The organism is Runella sp. R5_40 (genome assembly GCF_057652295.1).
The window spans coordinates 1-16,387 of the sequence record NZ_JBYFCH010000013.1 but is presented as its reverse complement, the minus strand read 5'-3'; the positions used below and the strand labels follow the sequence as shown (position 1 = coordinate 16,387).

9 protein-coding genes are annotated in these 16,387 nt (G+C 45.5%); 6 read left to right on the top strand and 3 right to left on the bottom strand.

The annotated features are described in order from the left end of the window. A complete protein-coding gene (locus AC23N5_RS20110) occupies window positions 1-1,128 on the top strand; it encodes a DNA alkylation repair protein (protein WP_487756990.1) in 1,128 nt (375 codons plus the stop codon). Window positions 1,129-1,243: 115 nt separating this feature from the next. On the opposite strand, the gene AC23N5_RS20105 is transcribed toward AC23N5_RS20110, so the two are convergent. Then, a complete protein-coding gene (locus AC23N5_RS20105) occupies window positions 1,244-4,357 on the bottom strand; it encodes a cyclic nucleotide-binding domain-containing protein (protein ID WP_487756989.1) in 3,114 nt (1,037 codons plus the stop codon). Window positions 4,358-4,462: 105 nt separating this feature from the next. On the opposite strand from AC23N5_RS20105, the gene AC23N5_RS20100 reads away from it, so the two are divergent. The 4 genes from AC23N5_RS20100 to AC23N5_RS20085 are packed head-to-tail and all read left to right on the top strand — an operon-like array spanning window position 4,463 to window position 12,373. After that, window positions 4,463-5,830 carry an ATP-binding protein gene (locus AC23N5_RS20100; protein WP_487756988.1) on the top strand — a complete coding sequence of 456 codons (1,368 nt, stop codon included), beginning with the start codon at window positions 4,463-4,465 and terminating at the stop codon, window positions 5,828-5,830. Then, window positions 5,830-7,953, top strand: coding sequence for an ATP-binding protein (locus AC23N5_RS20095; RefSeq protein ID WP_487756987.1), 2,124 nt, complete (start codon window positions 5,830-5,832; stop codon window positions 7,951-7,953). Before AC23N5_RS20100 ends, AC23N5_RS20095 begins: the two co-directional genes overlap by 1 nt. Before the next feature lie 11 nt (window positions 7,954-7,964). Next, window positions 7,965-10,157 carry an ATP-binding protein gene (locus tag AC23N5_RS20090; protein WP_487756986.1) on the top strand — a complete coding sequence of 731 codons (2,193 nt, stop codon included), beginning with the start codon at window positions 7,965-7,967 and terminating at the stop codon, window positions 10,155-10,157. A gap of 35 nt (window positions 10,158-10,192) precedes the next feature. Beyond that, window positions 10,193-12,373, top strand: coding sequence for an ATP-binding protein (locus AC23N5_RS20085; protein ID WP_487756985.1), 2,181 nt, complete (start codon window positions 10,193-10,195; stop codon window positions 12,371-12,373). A 60-nt stretch (window positions 12,374-12,433) separates the two neighbouring features. Here the strand turns inward: AC23N5_RS20085 and AC23N5_RS20080 are convergent, their stop codons facing one another. Next, entirely contained in the window at window positions 12,434-13,750 is a 1,317-nt protein-coding gene (locus AC23N5_RS20080) for a hypothetical protein (protein WP_487756984.1), read from the bottom strand. 148 nt (window positions 13,751-13,898) lie between these two features. On the opposite strand from AC23N5_RS20080, the gene AC23N5_RS20075 reads away from it, so the two are divergent. Then, window positions 13,899-14,621, top strand: a complete 723-nt coding sequence (locus tag AC23N5_RS20075; RefSeq protein ID WP_487756983.1) for a hypothetical protein — start codon at window positions 13,899-13,901, stop codon at window positions 14,619-14,621. 105 nt (window positions 14,622-14,726) lie between these two features. On the opposite strand, the gene AC23N5_RS20070 is transcribed toward AC23N5_RS20075, so the two are convergent. After that, the coding region (locus tag AC23N5_RS20070; protein ID WP_487756982.1) for a DUF11 domain-containing protein at window positions 14,727-16,387 on the bottom strand (1,661 nt) is incomplete at its 5' end.

Below are 16,387 nucleotides of genomic sequence, written 5' to 3'. Positions count from 1 at the left end.
ATGGAAGAAAAATTTTCCCTCAAAGACCATCTTTTTAACCCGTCGAAGGTGGCATTTCTCGCTCGTTCAATCGCCAATGTGTATCCTGCTTTTGAACAAGAACTATTTCAACAAGAAGTCCTTAAAGCCTTTCCTCAACTAGAACTGAAAGAACGCATCGCACACATTCGGCAGTGTTTTCGGAAATACTTACCCGAAGATTATCAAAAGGCTACCAACATTCTGCTTCAAGCACTTCCCGCGCCTTTGGACGAAACCTTGAGCGACAATGACTTCGGGGATTTTATCTATGCCCCTTTCAGCGACTTTGTGGCGCATTATGGCTGCACCCGCGAACAGCTTCATTTCTCGTTGGAAGCCATCAAAGAAATGACCAAACGTTTTTCTGCCGAGTTTTCTATTCGATTTTTTATCAATGCCTTTCCCCAAGAAACCTTAGCTACCCTCCTCAACTGGGCCAACGACCCCAATTACCACGTTCGGCGCCTTAGCAGCGAAGGGAGTCGGCCTAAATTGCCGTGGGCTCAAAAAATTCATATTGCCGCCGAAGACGCCTTGCCCATTCTTCATCGTCTTTATGCCGATAAAACCCGCTTTGTTACAAGAAGTGTCGCTAATCACCTCAATGATATTGCCAAAATTCAGCCTGAATTGGTGCTAACTACCTTAAAACAATGGCAATCGTCGGGCAAGCAGACCGAGGCTGAAATGAATTTTATGACCAAACATTCCTTGCGAACATTGGTAAAAATGGGTCAGCCCGAAGCGCTGCGTATGTTAGGATTTGGAAACAGCACCAACCTCAACCTCAGTGCTGTGCAGTTTGATACGCGGGTGAAAGTAGGCGACGCACTTTCGTTTTCATTTGAACTAAGCAGCACCGAAACCAAAACCGCCGTGGTGGACTATATTCTGTATTTTCAGAATAAGCAAGGAGTGATGACCAGCAAAAAAGTCTTTAAATTACAAACGCTTACCCTTCATCCCGAAGCGCCCCAAACGCTTTCTAAGCGCCATGTTTTTCGTCCCAACATGACTACCAGGCAATTATACGCAGGAACTCATCAGATTGATATTCAAATCAATGGGTCGGTTTTGACTTCTTTTCAGTTTGAGTTGGAAGTGTAAAAACAGAAGATTGATTTCGTCGGGTTGTGAGCAATCTAAATGTGTGGAGGGTTGCTCACAACCCGATTATCGTGTCGAGGGTTTCTCAAAACCCGACGCTTTTCCCAGCGTTTTTTTATTTCGTCGAAAGCTGGCGTAGCTTGGTATTTTGGGTGCGAATCCGTTGGCAAAGAATTTTGATGATGTTCCGAAGCACTTCGCCGCGTTCGTCCATCAAATCATAAAAATCGCCTTGGTCGATGCGGAACAATTGTACATCTGATAGCGCTACCACGCCAGCCGAGCGAGGTTCTGTATCAAGCAGGGCTAGTTCTCCAAAAACATCTCCCCGACCAAAGGTTGCCAGCTGAACTTTGCCATCGTAAATGCCAACTTCGCCGTCATAAATCACAAACATACTCGTCCCCAAATCGCCTTTGTCAAAGATCGTTTGACCTTCGTGGTAGCTAACTTCGCGCATGATGGGCGCAATGCTACTCAGGACGTTTTCGGGGGTTTCGGCAAAAAGTTCGGTGTTTTTTAGAACCATAACCCGTTCCGTAATCGAAACCGTAGCGGTGGCAGAAGAATGACTCATAAGGCGTAAATCGGGGTATTGAAATAGGGTTTCGAGCGGGATACCACGCAAAGCCAATCGGATAGTCCAATCGGTAAAATAGCGTGTTCCTTGCTGTAAAATATAGTCTTTGATAGAACCTGTAACCGTAGATGTTCCCAATTGAGCATCCATCATCCGAATTTTGTCGGCATCGGCAACGTTGTCGAGCAGCGCGTGTAAATTCGCATATACCTGACGAGGCACCACATTTTGAAGCAATTCCAGCGAATTGGCACGGCGTTCGCGCGAGCTGTGCAATAAACTTGCCTGCGTGCTCAGAATCGCCTCTTGGTCATATTGTTGCATCAGCAAGCCAAAAATCCGCTGAATGAGCACTTCTTGCTCGTAGTTAAGGCTATTTTTCAGGTCATTGCCAAGGTCTGTTTCATTGTTAGCGTGCAATAAACGTTGTGCCAACAAAAACTCTTCTTTCAGTAATTGCTCAAAAACAGCAGCCTTTCCTCGCGCATTGGGATAATTTCGCAACGCCTGCAAAGCCGAAGTTCGAACCGTCACGTCGGGGCGTTGCACCATTTCTACCAACAAAGCATGGGCTTCTTCCGACTGCATCTGTCCCGCCGTAGCTATCACCCGCTGGGTCACTGTCAGGGAGTTAGCCGAGGTTTCTAAAGCAGCTAGTACGGGTATCGCTTCTAGTTTGGCCAAGCTTCGTGCTGCTTGCCGCCAGTATATTTTTTCATTTAATAATCCCGCTACTTGATCAGTCAGCGCTGGGTTTTTCAGCCTTCCAGCTGTCTCAATCGCTGACATGACCACTGCGGGGTCAGGCTGTTTTAGTGCGTCACCTATCAGTTTACTGTGGGTTGACAAGCCCAATTCTTTTACAATGTCGAGGGCGGCCAACTGACTTTTCACCTGCTCACTTTGCAACATCGCTTTGAGCGCGGTTTGCCCCTGTGCTTGCTCAGGATGGGTGGTCAATAACCCAAGCAATGCCCCCTTTCTAACCACCAAATCGTCGTGGTACAAAAACTCTACCGCCGCCGATTCCGAATCTTTACTCAACACAAATGCCGCTTTCTCCCGTACACTGGCTTCAGCATCATGCAAAATCATCATGCGAAGCTGAGCAGGTTTAAGCTTTACTTTAAGTTGGTCGGCAATGTCAAGGGCTTTTACCCGAATCCGTTCGTTGGAATGCCCTACCAACTCCGTCACGTACCGATACAAACGATCAGACGACACACTTTTGGGGCGATTGGCCACCAACCATTCAATCGCGTTGATCACTTCCTTAGGTTTATCACTTTGCAAGTTTTTCAACACCGCATGAACAGCCTCATCGGGGACGGCCAAATCTTCGGCCGCCATAAAACGTTTGCTCAATGCCTCTTGCAACGTAAGCACGTATTGACGGTACGTTCTCCTCAAAAACCACAAGGCAAACAAGGCCCCAATCACAATTTCTTCTACCAAAAACCAGTCGCCACCTTGCCATAAATGATGGCTCAAGTACAGCATCACCCCCCCAATTCCTAGCCCCAGTGGCTCGTAGAACCCTTTGGCGAGGGTATGTCCGCGCAGACGTTGGTGGGTAGAAAGTGGCTGAAAAAGCACCAAAAAAACGGGATCAAACAAAGCCCGACGCACAACCTCAAAGCCTAAATAGACAAAGCAATAAGCCACCAATTGCACCGACACATCGGCCTCCGTGAAGAAAATCACGCCCAATGCCATCGACACCAACAATCCTCCTACGGGAAGCAATGCCAACATTCGGTTGATGCCAAAGTACTCGACCGTTTGGCGGGAGACAATCAGTTTCACAAATGTTGCCAATAAATACGTGAGTGCCAATACAATACCGAGGTATTTCATCACGTCGGCTTGGCTGTGAAGTTTGTATTTAACGTTAATAAAAAAGGCGTATTCTACCCCCGTTGCCATGATGGCTACTGCGGTCAGGCTCAGACACATGGCAAAAATCAACTCGCTCCCTCCAAACAACTGCGCAATCAGGCGGGGCATGTGAGTACGACGCACAGGAGCGTGCCCGTGTTCGGTGGCGACTTTGTGCGACCGAAACGTTTGCACGGCGGTGTACATCGCCGCCCAAAAGAACCCAAATGCCAATAAAATAAGCACCAGCAGTTCGGTATGGCCATGAATTAAGACTGCCAAAACACCCCCAAGGGCTTTGGCTGGCATATCGCCCGCGCTGATTACCCCAAACAACCGTTTGCTTTGACGCACGTCAAATACCACCGCTGAGACGCCCCAAAATTCAAGATTTGTTAATAAATAAATCGCTCGAAAACCCACCATGATAGCAACAGAGGCCGCCACCGAATGCCCAAAATAAACCAACGCCAAAATGACGGCCGTCAGCACCAGCACTGCCCCAAGCACCCGAATCACCAGGCGGTCGAGCAACAAGTGGTGTTCAAAATAACTATAGATTTTCCCTACTAGCATCATCCCCACCGCCGAAGCCATGTACGCCAGCGGAAGACTCGTTTCGGGGTGATTTTCAAGGAGAATGACGTTGGCCGACACGTAAATAAGCATCGTACCAAAGCCTAAAAAAAAGTGGTGCAAGAAAAACAGTCCTACGGTTCGGACTTCTTCAGCCCTGATGCCTAACGAACGGTATAGTGGGTAAAAAGACATAGCGAGTAAGCAATATTGGACAAAAATACAGATATTGGACAAAAAACAACTTATTGCGACCTTTGATATAACTTATTCCTAACAAAACCTCGTTCGGTCACGGTTATGAGCTTTATACTCCCTTTTCTGGTAGCCTTCTTTTTGCTGCCTTTTGTTCAAAAGTTTTTACAAACTGCTGAGCGCCTGCCCGAGTGGCACGACCGAATTCGCATCGGGCGATTGATTGCATTTGGTTTATTATTGGTGGAGGTTGTGACCGATGGAGAAAAAATCTCCCCACCCGTTTTTTTTGGCTTACTTATTTTGGTGGCATACCCCGCCTATCTTTTAAAAGAAGAAGTCCCTAATGCCCGCTTGTTGTTTTGGATGATTGTGCCATTGGGAGTTGTTTTCTTTATTGATAACTTGGCCGAATACTGGATGCCTCGCTTCTACGAAAACTACGATCTCTTCTTTCAAACGGCCAAATCCATCGTTTTTGTCCTCAGTTTTGTGCTTGCCATTATTGCCCGAAACCAGCAACGAGAGTTTAACAAGCAACGCCAAAAATTGGTCCAAGAAGAAGAAAACAACCGAATCTTGGAAGCCAAAAAATTGGATTTGGAATACCAAGTAGCCGAACGTACTGCCGAAATCACCAAACAAAAAGAAGAATTACAACAAGCCCTCGAACACCTCAAAGCCACCCAAGAGCAACTGATTCAGTCGGAAAAACTGGCGAGCTTGGGCGAACTCACGGCGGGCATCGCCCACGAGATTCAGAACCCGCTCAACTTTGTCAATAACTTCTCGGAAGTGTCGGTTGAACTGCTCGACGAACTCAAAGCGGAACGTGCCAGACCCAAAGAAGACCGCGACGAAGGACTTGAAAATGAGATTTTGGACGATATTTTTCAAAATTTAGAAAAAATAAACCACCACGGAAAGCGCGCGTCCAGCATCGTTACGGGAATGCTACAACACTCGCGGGCAAGTACGGGCAAAAAAGAACCCGTCAATCTCAACGCCCTCGCCGACGAATATTTACGACTGAGTTACCACGGATTGCGCGCCAAAGACAAATCGTTTAATGCCAAAATGAATACGTTTTTTGATGAATCTTTGCCCAAAGTCAACGTCATTCCGCAGGATTTTGGACGGGTATTGCTCAACCTCATCAACAACGCTTTTTACGCCGTACAAGCCCGAAGCATCAGCCAACCCGAAAACTATATGCCTACCGTGACGGTTAGTACCCAAAATACCGACCAAGGAATCATCATTAAAGTAGGTGACAACGGAACGGGGATTCCAGAAGAACTCAAATCCAAAATTTTCCAACCCTTTTTTACGACCAAGCCCACGGGGCAAGGCACAGGTTTGGGGCTAAGTTTGGCCTACGACATCGTCACCAAAAGCCACGGCGGCACCATCGAACTCGACAGCGTCGAAGGAGAAGGAACGACCTTTACCATTACCTTACCCAATCATTGATGAAGCATTTTTTATTCTTTTTTCTTTTCTGCGCTGCCACCCTCGCCAATGCGCAACTTCCTCCTCTCCAAGTGGACTCTCTACCAGCCACTGGCGTCCGCTTTGATAAAGGATGGAGTTGGCGGTCAGAAAACGCAAAAGATACCGTCTGGAAACCCATCGACGTGTCCTTACCCTTTTTTGAAAACCCTGACTTTGCGTCCTCAAAAGTCAGCTGGTTGCGACTTACCCTAACAATAGATTCCAGCTTGTGTCAACGCCCGCTTGCCATCCTCACCCGTCAGGCAGGTGCATCCGAAGTTTATCTGAACGGAAAACGCATTCGTGAACTTGGAAAAGTAAGTGAAGACCCTACCGCCGAAAGCACCTATTCGACGGGCTTGGGCAGTATTTCCTACCTTGTTTTTCCCAAAGCAGGAACTTATACCCTCACCGTTCGACATTCGTACACCAGTCGTCCAACGACGTTTTTTCAAACGTTATTTCCTTCCCAAAAGGCGCTGTTTGAATGTACGCTGATTGACCCAACGGGGCGTTTTGAAAAAGCCTTTCAATCGGGTCGATACGTCGCTTGGTATCATTGGTCATTGGCGGGATTATTTCTGGTCATGGCCGTTTTGCATTTTATCCTTTATCTCTACAATACAACCAAAAGCTACAACCGCACCTTTGCCCTGTGTCTTTTGTTTGCCACCCTACATTTTGTAACAGGCGATGTTTTATTTGGCACCAGCCATCCTTTTACCGCCTCACTTCTCACTTTTGGTTACAGTCTCTTTATTTCACTTTATTTACTCATCCTTTGCTATACTATTATCAGCTACTTACAGCAGCCCATCTCTTGGTTTTTTAAGGTGTTAGGCGTCGTTTTTCTAAGTGTTACTTCTGTAAGCATTCTTGCCCCCAACGCTCCGCTCACCCAATACATCTATTACGGGAGTATTCTTGGTCTATTGATAGAAGTCGTCCGAAAAGTCGTACTTGCCCGCAAATCCAATCAGCTCGACTCTCGTTCTCTGATTCTTTCGTTTGTCTTAATGATTGTTTTTTTGAGCGCTCGTTTGCTCATCATTTCGGGAACCATTCAGGTCGGTTCGGTTCAAAACTGGGCCAATTTCTTGATGATTGCTTTTTATGCGTGTACGCCGCTGACGCTTTCCATGTTGATTGCGCGTAGTATTTCAACCACCGAAAAAGAATTGCAGTTAAAACTAAAAGAGCTAGAAGAGTTGTCGTTGGAAAAACAACGCATTCTTTCTCAGCAAAATGACGTGCTTGAAAAACAAGTAGCCGAACGAACCTCTGCCCTCACCCAATCGCTAAAACACCTAAAAGCCACCCAACAACAACTGATTCAGTCGGAAAAACTGGCGAGTTTGGGCGAACTTACGGCGGGCATCGCCCACGAAATACAAAACCCGCTTAACTTTGTTAATAACTTTTCGGAAGTATCAGTAGAACTGCTCGACGAACTCAAATCAGAACGTACCAAAGAAGAGCGCGACGAAGAATTGGAGAACGAGATTTTGGATGATATTTTCCAAAACCTAGAAAAGATAAATTACCACGGCAAACGCGCATCGAGCATTGTAACAGGGATGCTCCAGCATTCGCGGGCGAGTACGGGCAAAAAAGAACCCGTCAATCTCAACACCCTCGCCGACGAATATTTACGCCTGAGTTACCACGGATTGCGCGCCAAAGACAAATCATTTAATGCCAAAATGAATACGTATCTTGACCCATCTTTGCCCAAAGTCAACGTCATTCCACAGGATTTTGGACGGGTATTGCTCAACCTCATCAACAACGCTTTTTACGCCGTACAAGCCAAAGAAAAATTAGAAATCAAGGACTATTCCCCCACGGTTTCGGTACATACCCAAACCACCGAGCAAGGAATTGTCGTCAAAGTGGGAGACAACGGAACGGGTATTCCAGAAGAACTTAAATCCAAAATTTTCCAACCCTTTTTTACCACCAAACCCACAGGACAAGGCACAGGTTTGGGGCTAAGTTTGGCCTACGACATCGTCACCAAAGGCCACGGAGGAACCATCGAACTCGACAGCATTGAAGGAGAAGGAACGACCTTTACCATTACGTTACCTGACCCTTCCTAATCTTAGTTTTTATGAAGCATTTATTTAAAGTTTTTCTTTTCATTTTAGTCGGTTGTCAGGTTTGGGCTCAAAGCCGCGCCCCTATCAAAAGCATTTCCTCAGATGGCTTTTCCCTGTCTAAATTTTGGAAATGGAAAGAAGGCGACAACGCTGCGTGGGCGGCTCCGTCGTTCAATGACTCTACTTGGAAAGATGCCCCCGTTTTGTACAAAAATATCAGCCATTTTCCCGAACTACGCAAAGCCCAAATTGGTTGGTTTCGCAAACCAATTCGACTCGATTCGAGCCTTGCTAAAAAGACGTTGTTCCTTAATATCGAGCAAATGGGTGCCTCGGAGATTTACCTCGACGGCAAGCTACTCCACAAGATTGGGGTCGTCAGTACCAATCCTGCCGTAGAAAAAACCAAGGTGCTGGCCGAATTGCTTCCAATCACGCTTCCAGACACGTTGCAGCACGTATTGGCCATTCGCTACTCGTTTACGAAAAGTAATTTTTATTTTCCAGGCACGGGCCAAGAGCTTTTCAAAATCAAACTTCACGACATTAATCGCTGGGGAGGCTCCTTTTATCGGGATAACCTAGAAATGAGTCGAGCGCTGGCATTTTGCATTGGCGTTTTCTTTATTTTTAGCTTATTACACTTTCTTTTTTATTCAACCAATCGCCAGCAAAAGGTTAGCTTATCGCTGGGATTTACGTTGTTATTTTTTGGAATTTCGTTCTTCGCCGACTTTCTCGACGACCATATTACCACCATTAGTGGACACGAAATCAATGAGTTAATCACGTTGATTACGCTCTACCTTGGCCTGCTTCTCATCAATGTTTCGCTGTATCTCTACCTCGACCAGCCCTTCAAGTATTTCTTTTACCTGCAAGCGGGGCTCATGGTGTTGGCCTTGACCTCCACGATTTTTGACATCACGCTTCCCTTCGAGCTTCAAACTTGGACTTTCTTCGTTTTGTTATTTGTTGATTTTATTCGGGTCAGTATTCTTGCCGACCGCCGACGCCACCCCAACGCCAAAGTGCCCGTCAATACCCTCATCGCGATGGCGGTTTGTATCGTGGTGTTCTTTGCAGTATCCATTCTTTTTGGGATGTTGGCTTACAACATTGACTCGATTCAATCTACTAGCGAATACTTCTTGGTCGTTTTAGGAATTTTAGCCCTCATCTTTGTATTGAGCATTCCTGTTGGACTTTCTTTGTCGTTGGTAAAAGAATACACCCGCACACACCGTTCGTTGCTCAAAAAAATCACCGAAATCGAAGAGCTTTCAGCGCGAAACTTAGCCCAAGAGCAAGAAAAACAGCACCTCTTGAGTACCCAAAATGAGTTGCTCGAAAAACAAGTAGCCACGCGTACGTCCGAACTCAAAAAGTCATTGCAAAGCCTCAAAGCCACGCAAGCGCAGTTGGTGCAGTCGGAAAAATTGGCTTCATTGGGCGAATTGACGGCGGGGATTGCCCACGAGATTCAGAATCCGTTGAATTTTGTCAATAATTTCTCAGAAGTATCGACGGAATTAATCGACGAAATGAAAGAAGAAATCGAGCGCGGCGACACCGAAGAAGTGAAAGCCATTGCGGGCGATTTACAGCAAAACCTGCAAAAGATTGTCCACCACGGCAAGCGTGCCAGTAGTATTGTCAAAGGAATGCTGGAGCATTCGAGGATAGGTACGGGTGAGCGCCAACTCACCGACATCAATGCCTTGTGTGACGAATACCTGCGCCTTTCTTACCACGGAATGCGCGCCAAAGACAAAAGTTTCAACGCTGATTTTGAACTCATTACCGAACCTGACCTTCCCCGAATCAGTGTAGTTTCTCAAGACGTTGGACGTGTCCTACTTAACCTTATCAACAATGCCTTTTATGCCGTCAATGTAGCACGGGCTTCTAGCCCATCCTTCAAACCTAAGGTAAGTGTGCTCACCGAAAAAAGCGACAACCAGCTCATTATTAAAGTCAAAGACAACGGCGGGGGAATGAGCGACAAAGTCAAAGCCAAAATTTTCCAACCCTTTTTTACCACCAAACCCACAGGCCAAGGCACTGGTTTAGGGTTGTCGTTGGCCTATGATATTATTACCAAAGGCCACGGTGGCAAAATCGACGTAGAATCGACGGAGGGCAACGGTACCACATTTACGATTCGGCTTCCCATAGCAACCGCGCCCGTTGCCGTTTCCTAGCATTTCCAAACCATTCTTTTCAATACAGCCTTTCCATGAAAAACCCTATTTTAATCCTTTTCTTTTTGCTGTTTTGGGTCGGGGCCCAAGGCCAAAATGTAAACAACATCGACAGCATTCCATCCAAAGGTTTGGTGCTTACCAACGGATGGAAATGGCACGTAGGCGACAACCACGAATGGGCTGACCCCGAATTTGATGACAGCGACTGGAAAATAATTGACCCTACGCAAGACGTCAACGCCATCCCAGAACTCTCTCGAAAGGGCTACGGCTGGTTTCGCACCACGATTGAGTTTTCGCCGATGGTTGCCCAAAAATTAACCACCCTCCAAATCAGCCAAAGTGTAGCTTCTGAAGTATATATCAACGGCATTTTGGCCCGAAAAATCGGCGACATCGACGCCAAACGAGGCATTACTCAAGCGGCCAATATTTTCCACAACAACTCCATCGGATTGCCTTATTCGGTCAGTTATCCGTTTGTACAAATCGCAGTACGGGTAGCATACGAGCGAAACTCTTTTTATAACCGTGTGGGTTTCAACAAGAACCATTGTTTCCGAGCCACGCTGATTGAAACCGAAAACGCCCCCAAAAGCCAAGCTTACCAGCGCCAGCAAAGCGATTACGGTTGGTTTCAGGTCGGGGTCTTTTTTATTCTCACCTTTTTGCACTTGTCCTTTTTCTCCCTCTACCGAACCCAACGCGCCAACCTCTATTTTTCAGGAACAACCTTGGCGTTGGGAATTGCTTTTTTTTGCATTCCCCTTTCTTTTGAGTTTGTCGAAACCCTCTCGCTTTATTTTATTGTCGAGTTCATTCAGACCCTTTCTTTCCCCATTGCGTACCTGTTTTTGATACGGGCCATTTATGAGATTTATCACCAAAAAACAGGGATACTCTTTTGGCTCATTGTCGTTTTTGGGGCGGTCATTATGTTAAGCCTTTTTACCCCCTACTCATTAGGCTCCATTTGGGCCGAGCTCGGCACCGAACTACTGATGACGGCGGAGGTGATTCGAGTGACGGTGGTGGCTTTACGGAAACATCTCCCTGGGGCTCGCCTCATTATGATTGGAATGGGGATTTCGTTGGTGATGTTTATGCTGTTTTATTTTGACCTTCTCCTTGCATACTACGGTTTTGCACCCTTGTTTCCTCAAGGATTTGGAGGCATTTTCACTTATCAAATCGCCGTTTTGTGCGTACCGCTGTCGATTTCGCTCTATTTGGCCATTAGTTTTTCTCAAACCAATAAAGTGCTGATTGAGAAGCTGCAAGAAAACAATACCCTTACCCAAAAAACGCTACAGCAAGAGCAAGAAAGGCAGCAACTACTTGAAGTTCAGAACGAAACGCTTGAGCGACAAGTACGCGAACGAACGTCGCAGCTTGAGCAATCATTGGAAGAATTGAGGGCGGCGCAAAATCAATTGATTCAAAAAGAAAAGATGGCCAGCCTCGGCGAACTCACGGCGGGCATCGCTCACGAGATTCAAAACCCGTTGAACTTTGTCAATAACTTCGCCGAATTGTCCGTCGAACTTATTGATGAACTCAAGGAAGAAGCCCATATTGAGGGGTTGGGAGCAGAAATATTGGCCGATATTTCGCAAAACCTTGGAAAAATCAACCACCATGGCAAGCGCGCCTCAAGTATCGTCAAAGGCATGTTGGAGCACTCGCGCATGGGTACAGGCGAACGACAACCCACCGACATCAACGCCCTTTGTGATGAATATTTACGACTCTCCTTCCACGGAATGAGGGCAAAAGACAAAGCTTTTAATGCTGATTTTCAGATTCATCTTGACCCTACCCTCTCCAAAATCAACATCGTACCGCAAGACATTGGCCGCGTATTGTTAAATCTGTTTAACAACGCCTTTTACGCCGTCAACCAACGAAATACCGTAGGGGCGTTGCATGCAACGTCCCTACCAAACCCAACCGTATCGGTGCAAACAAAACGCCTTGCAAACGCGGTCGAAATAAAAGTAAGCGACAACGGAAACGGGATTCCAAACGACATTTTGCCCAAAATATTCCAGCCTTTCTTCACCACCAAACCCACGGGTGAAGGCACGGGGCTGGGTTTGTCGCTGAGTTATGACATCATCACCAAAGGGCACGATGGAACGTTGGAGGTAGAAAGTGTGGAAGGAAAAGGAACAACGTTTACGATAAAACTACCGTTAGATAAGTCATCGTAAAAGCCATGCGTTTGAGTATAATAACCCGCCCAAAAAACGGAAGCATTTGGATTTAAGTCATTATTGCAATACCACGATTCGTTCAAAAGGCTCGCTTTGCTGTACTACTTCTTTGGTGGCAGGATTAATTTCCTGAATTATAGCTTTGTAACGTCCAGGAGGAACATCGGCGGGAATTGTAAAGTGAGGTGTCGCTTCATTGGGAATCGTAATCGGAAAACGAAAAACAGATGTAGGTTTTGATTCGTCGGTGTAAGTCATCACGTATTTATCGGTTACACCATAAATCCCGTAAGGCACTACCGCATTAAAATGCACAGAAATACGCTGATTACGAGCCAAAACCATCGGTTCTGCACTGGGATAGTTACTAAAGGGTAAATTGTTCAAGGCCATAATCATCGTTTGTACGTCATTTTTTAAAATACTCAATCGGTAACTGATACCCAAAGGCCGATTGTCCCGAAGAATCTCAATACCATAATAACCAGGAGCCAACGAGGAAATCATTGACAAAGAAGCCGCTCGTCCATTTAAGGAATAATTGGCTTGCAACGGAACCGTTGTACCATTGGGATAATGTAACCGAAAAGTAACCGTGTTTTCAAACAAATTGATTCCACCAACTGCCAAATCTTTACCTACCAGCCTAATCATGCTGCTACCAGCACTCATATTTAAGCTAGGTTTACCTTGCAGTATCCTGACCGTCGGCCCTACTTTCAGTTCGGTTCCATCCGCCATCAGAAAAGACAGTTCATACTCGCCTAATTCAAAGTGGAGCGCTCCCGCAGAGAGCCTTAATCTGTTATGAATAGTTCCAAGTGCTCCAATTGAATTAAAATTCAACGTATGTTCAGTCCCAGATTTCTTATTCCTAAAAATAGCCATTTGAGGGACTTCATTTCCAGCGGTATTTTCAGCATTGATATTGATATAAGAAGAATCACCAATAACAAAATCTACGAGAGGCTCTGTTTGAGTAATTTTGAGCGGAGCACTCGGTGTTGTCTTTATCGTATATGTTATTTTTCTGTTTGAGGTTTTGCTTTTAATTCGTACACTCAAGTCTTGTTCATTGGGGTATTTCATTCTATAGACCCTACTCAACTCAGTAAGCTCAGAAGAATCATACAGTTGCGCTTCATCAGAAAGTTCTAAAGTTGGGATAAAATGAGTCGCGCTTAAAGCCGCAGGAATTTTGACATGGATAGTCCATTTAAGAGGGTCAATTGTTACATTTTCATCTGGAATGCCAGGGAAATGAATAGCCTTGATTTGTAACTCAGGATAAACACTGGGTTGAGGGTTTTCATTTTTGTCTCGGCAACTGCCAAGTACATACAAAAACGATACAAACAGCAGAAAGTTTTTCATAGCAGCCAACAAGAAATGTGTGGTTAATGTATTGATTCACAAGTACAATTGTAATAATTTTAATGGTATTTTGCAAATATTCAAGAGAGAGTCAACTATTTAATAAATCGTATTCACGCAATCTATTCCCCTAAAAACACCTTTACTTATGAAACTCGAAACCGCGCTATTTAAAAAGAGTCACTTCTACTTCATTGGATTTTTTCTGTTGATGGTCGGAGGCTTTTGGTTTAGTTATTTTTCACGATTGCTAGACCAAGCCAATTATCGAATGCACACCCACGGCATCAGTCTCATTTTGTGGTGCGCTATGTTGGTTGTACAACCTTACCTGATTCGCCAAAAGAAAACGGCATTGCACCGCCAAATTGGGAAGTATTCGTACGTATTGGTTCCGTTGATTATCCTCACTACGTTGGATTTGCTCAAATTCCAAATTGACAAAAGCCAGGCGTTAGGAACCATGGAATATTTCTTTATTGCATTGGTAATCAACGCACTCATTGCTTTTTTGATTTTGTACGGTTTGGGGATTTATTACAAAAAGCAGGCAACCATTCACGCACGGTACTTGGTTTGTAGTGCTTTTCCCATGGTTACCCCCATTACCGACCGACTCATTGGTCATTTTGCCCGTGGGATTCGGGCTTATCTGCCCACATTAGAAGGATGGCCTATCACGCCCGTAGCAGGTTTCTTATTGGCCGACTTGCTGTTGATAGCGCTCAGTATTTGGGATTGGCGGTCGCACAAACGGCTAAATGTATTTCCACTTGCCCTCGGGATTCTTTTAGTCTATCATTACTCTGTGCTCAATTTCTACAAGTTTCCTTTTTGGCAAACGTTCTGTCAGTGGTTTTATGAGTTATAACGAAGCTTTTTAAAGGATAAAGATTAGCTCTTCTCATGTGCAAACTAAAACTCAACCCCGACAACGATGTTATCGGGGTTGAGTACTTACTTGATACCGTTTACCTTATTTCTTTATTTTTTTGGTAGTGAAAGGCACACATAATGTTGCTGGGCAACAGTTTGTACCCGCCTCAATGATGATTGGACAACATCCTCCCGCTGGACAGGTATTATTTGTTGAAGTATATGTATAAGTTCCTACTTCATTAAACAATACGACATTACCCGTTGCAATTGGAACACTACTACCATTTTTGTACCATTTTACGTCCGTGTACTGAGCAGGTATAATAGCCTCTACTTGCTCTGATGCACATAAACCGATTGGTACTGTAAAACACTGGCTAGATATATCATCTTCGCTTTCTTTTTTATTGCCTGGCGTTGAATCCACATCTGGCTCATTTGTTTTGGTGATTTCAGCCGTGTTAAACAAAACTCCCTGAGAAAGCACCTTTACCCGAATCACTAACGTGACGGTATCCCCATTAGCTCCAATATTGCCAATCGTCCAATGTAAAGTCGATGGATTATAGCTTCCGCGTGTAGCACTACTACTAATGTATTGCACTCCTGTATTCAAGGAATCAGTCACTTCTACCCCTGTAGCCTGCGTCGCAGACTCATTCCAGACTTTGATGGTGTAGTCAATAAAATCACCGATTTTAGCCTGTTTTTTACTGATTAGTTTTTTCAAAGCCAGATCTACTTTCGAGCTATTGCAATAGACGGGCGGGAAAACGATTATCTTATCCACACAACCTGCCATCTGTACGGTCAGTGTCACATTAGTGCCCGTAGGTAAACCCGTAATCTGACCGTTACTCACTGTGCCAGCACTACTCAACAGCGTTGCCCCAGGACTCAGGGCATAATTCAGATGGTACGTTGTACTGTTATCACAAACAGGCCCGCTCAAACTCACGGATGGATTCTCACAGGGATCGCTGCAATTGGCTGGTTTAGGCACCACACTTGTCGAAACACAGGTACCATCAGTAGCATTAATGGTCAAATCCTGAGTAATCGGAATATTAATCACTGTATTGCCGCTGATGGTTCCAGCACTCACCGTAACTGTGCCGTGGTCCACATAGAAACTAACCGTATAAGTACTATTACCTTCACAGGCGGGTTGACCCACAATCAAGCTTGGCATAGTACAACTTGGATTAACCTGGCAACTGCTTGGCCCTTGAACTGTCAGAATCGTAACACAACCTGCTGATTGCGTGGCCGTCAGGGTCACGTTACTGCCAACTGGAATACCCGTTACCATACCGTTGGCCACTGTGCCTACATTAGTCGTTACATTGGCCACGTTGCTGTAAAAGACCACACTGTACGTAGTGCCATTGCAAACGATGTTACCCGTAGTCAGAATTGGTTTGATACACAAAACATTAATAACTTCCAGGTCGTGGTCATCTTCATCACCGCCGTTTTTACCGTTTTCAGCAATGACATCGTTTTTAGGGTTACCATCGTTCGTGGGGTTACTATCTGGGGTACTATCTATGTCTGTCTGAGGATTACCGTTAGTATCTTTCGCACTGCTAATCTCAGCTAGATTAGTTACCGTGCCCGTAAAGCCTGCATTCACCGTAAAACTGATGTCTCGCGTCGTGCTGGCTCCCGCGGCCAAAGCGGCAATCGGCGTGTTCAACGTGGCAATGCCCCCAACTGCCGTCCAGTTGGCGTCCGACAAAGTCAGACCCGTTGGAA

What these genes read in the sequence shown, in the direction of transcription:
- AC23N5_RS20110 (WP_487756990.1), top strand. Translation starts at nt 1, where the DNA reads ATGGAAGAAAAATTTTCCCTCAAAGACCATCTTTTTAACCCGTCGAAG.
- AC23N5_RS20100 (WP_487756988.1), top strand. Translation starts at nt 4,463, where the DNA reads ATGAGCTTTATACTCCCTTTTCTGGTAGCCTTCTTTTTGCTGCCTTTT.
- AC23N5_RS20095 (WP_487756987.1), top strand. Translation starts at nt 5,830, where the DNA reads ATGAAGCATTTTTTATTCTTTTTTCTTTTCTGCGCTGCCACCCTCGCC.
- AC23N5_RS20085 (WP_487756985.1), top strand. Translation starts at nt 10,193, where the DNA reads ATGAAAAACCCTATTTTAATCCTTTTCTTTTTGCTGTTTTGGGTCGGG.
- AC23N5_RS20105 (WP_487756989.1), bottom strand. Translation starts at nt 4,357, where the DNA reads ATGTCTTTTTACCCACTATACCGTTCGTTAGGCATCAGGGCTGAAGAA.
- AC23N5_RS20090 (WP_487756986.1), top strand. Translation starts at nt 7,965, where the DNA reads ATGAAGCATTTATTTAAAGTTTTTCTTTTCATTTTAGTCGGTTGTCAG.
- AC23N5_RS20075 (WP_487756983.1), top strand. Translation starts at nt 13,899, where the DNA reads ATGAAACTCGAAACCGCGCTATTTAAAAAGAGTCACTTCTACTTCATT.
- AC23N5_RS20080 (WP_487756984.1), bottom strand. Translation starts at nt 13,750, where the DNA reads ATGAAAAACTTTCTGCTGTTTGTATCGTTTTTGTATGTACTTGGCAGT.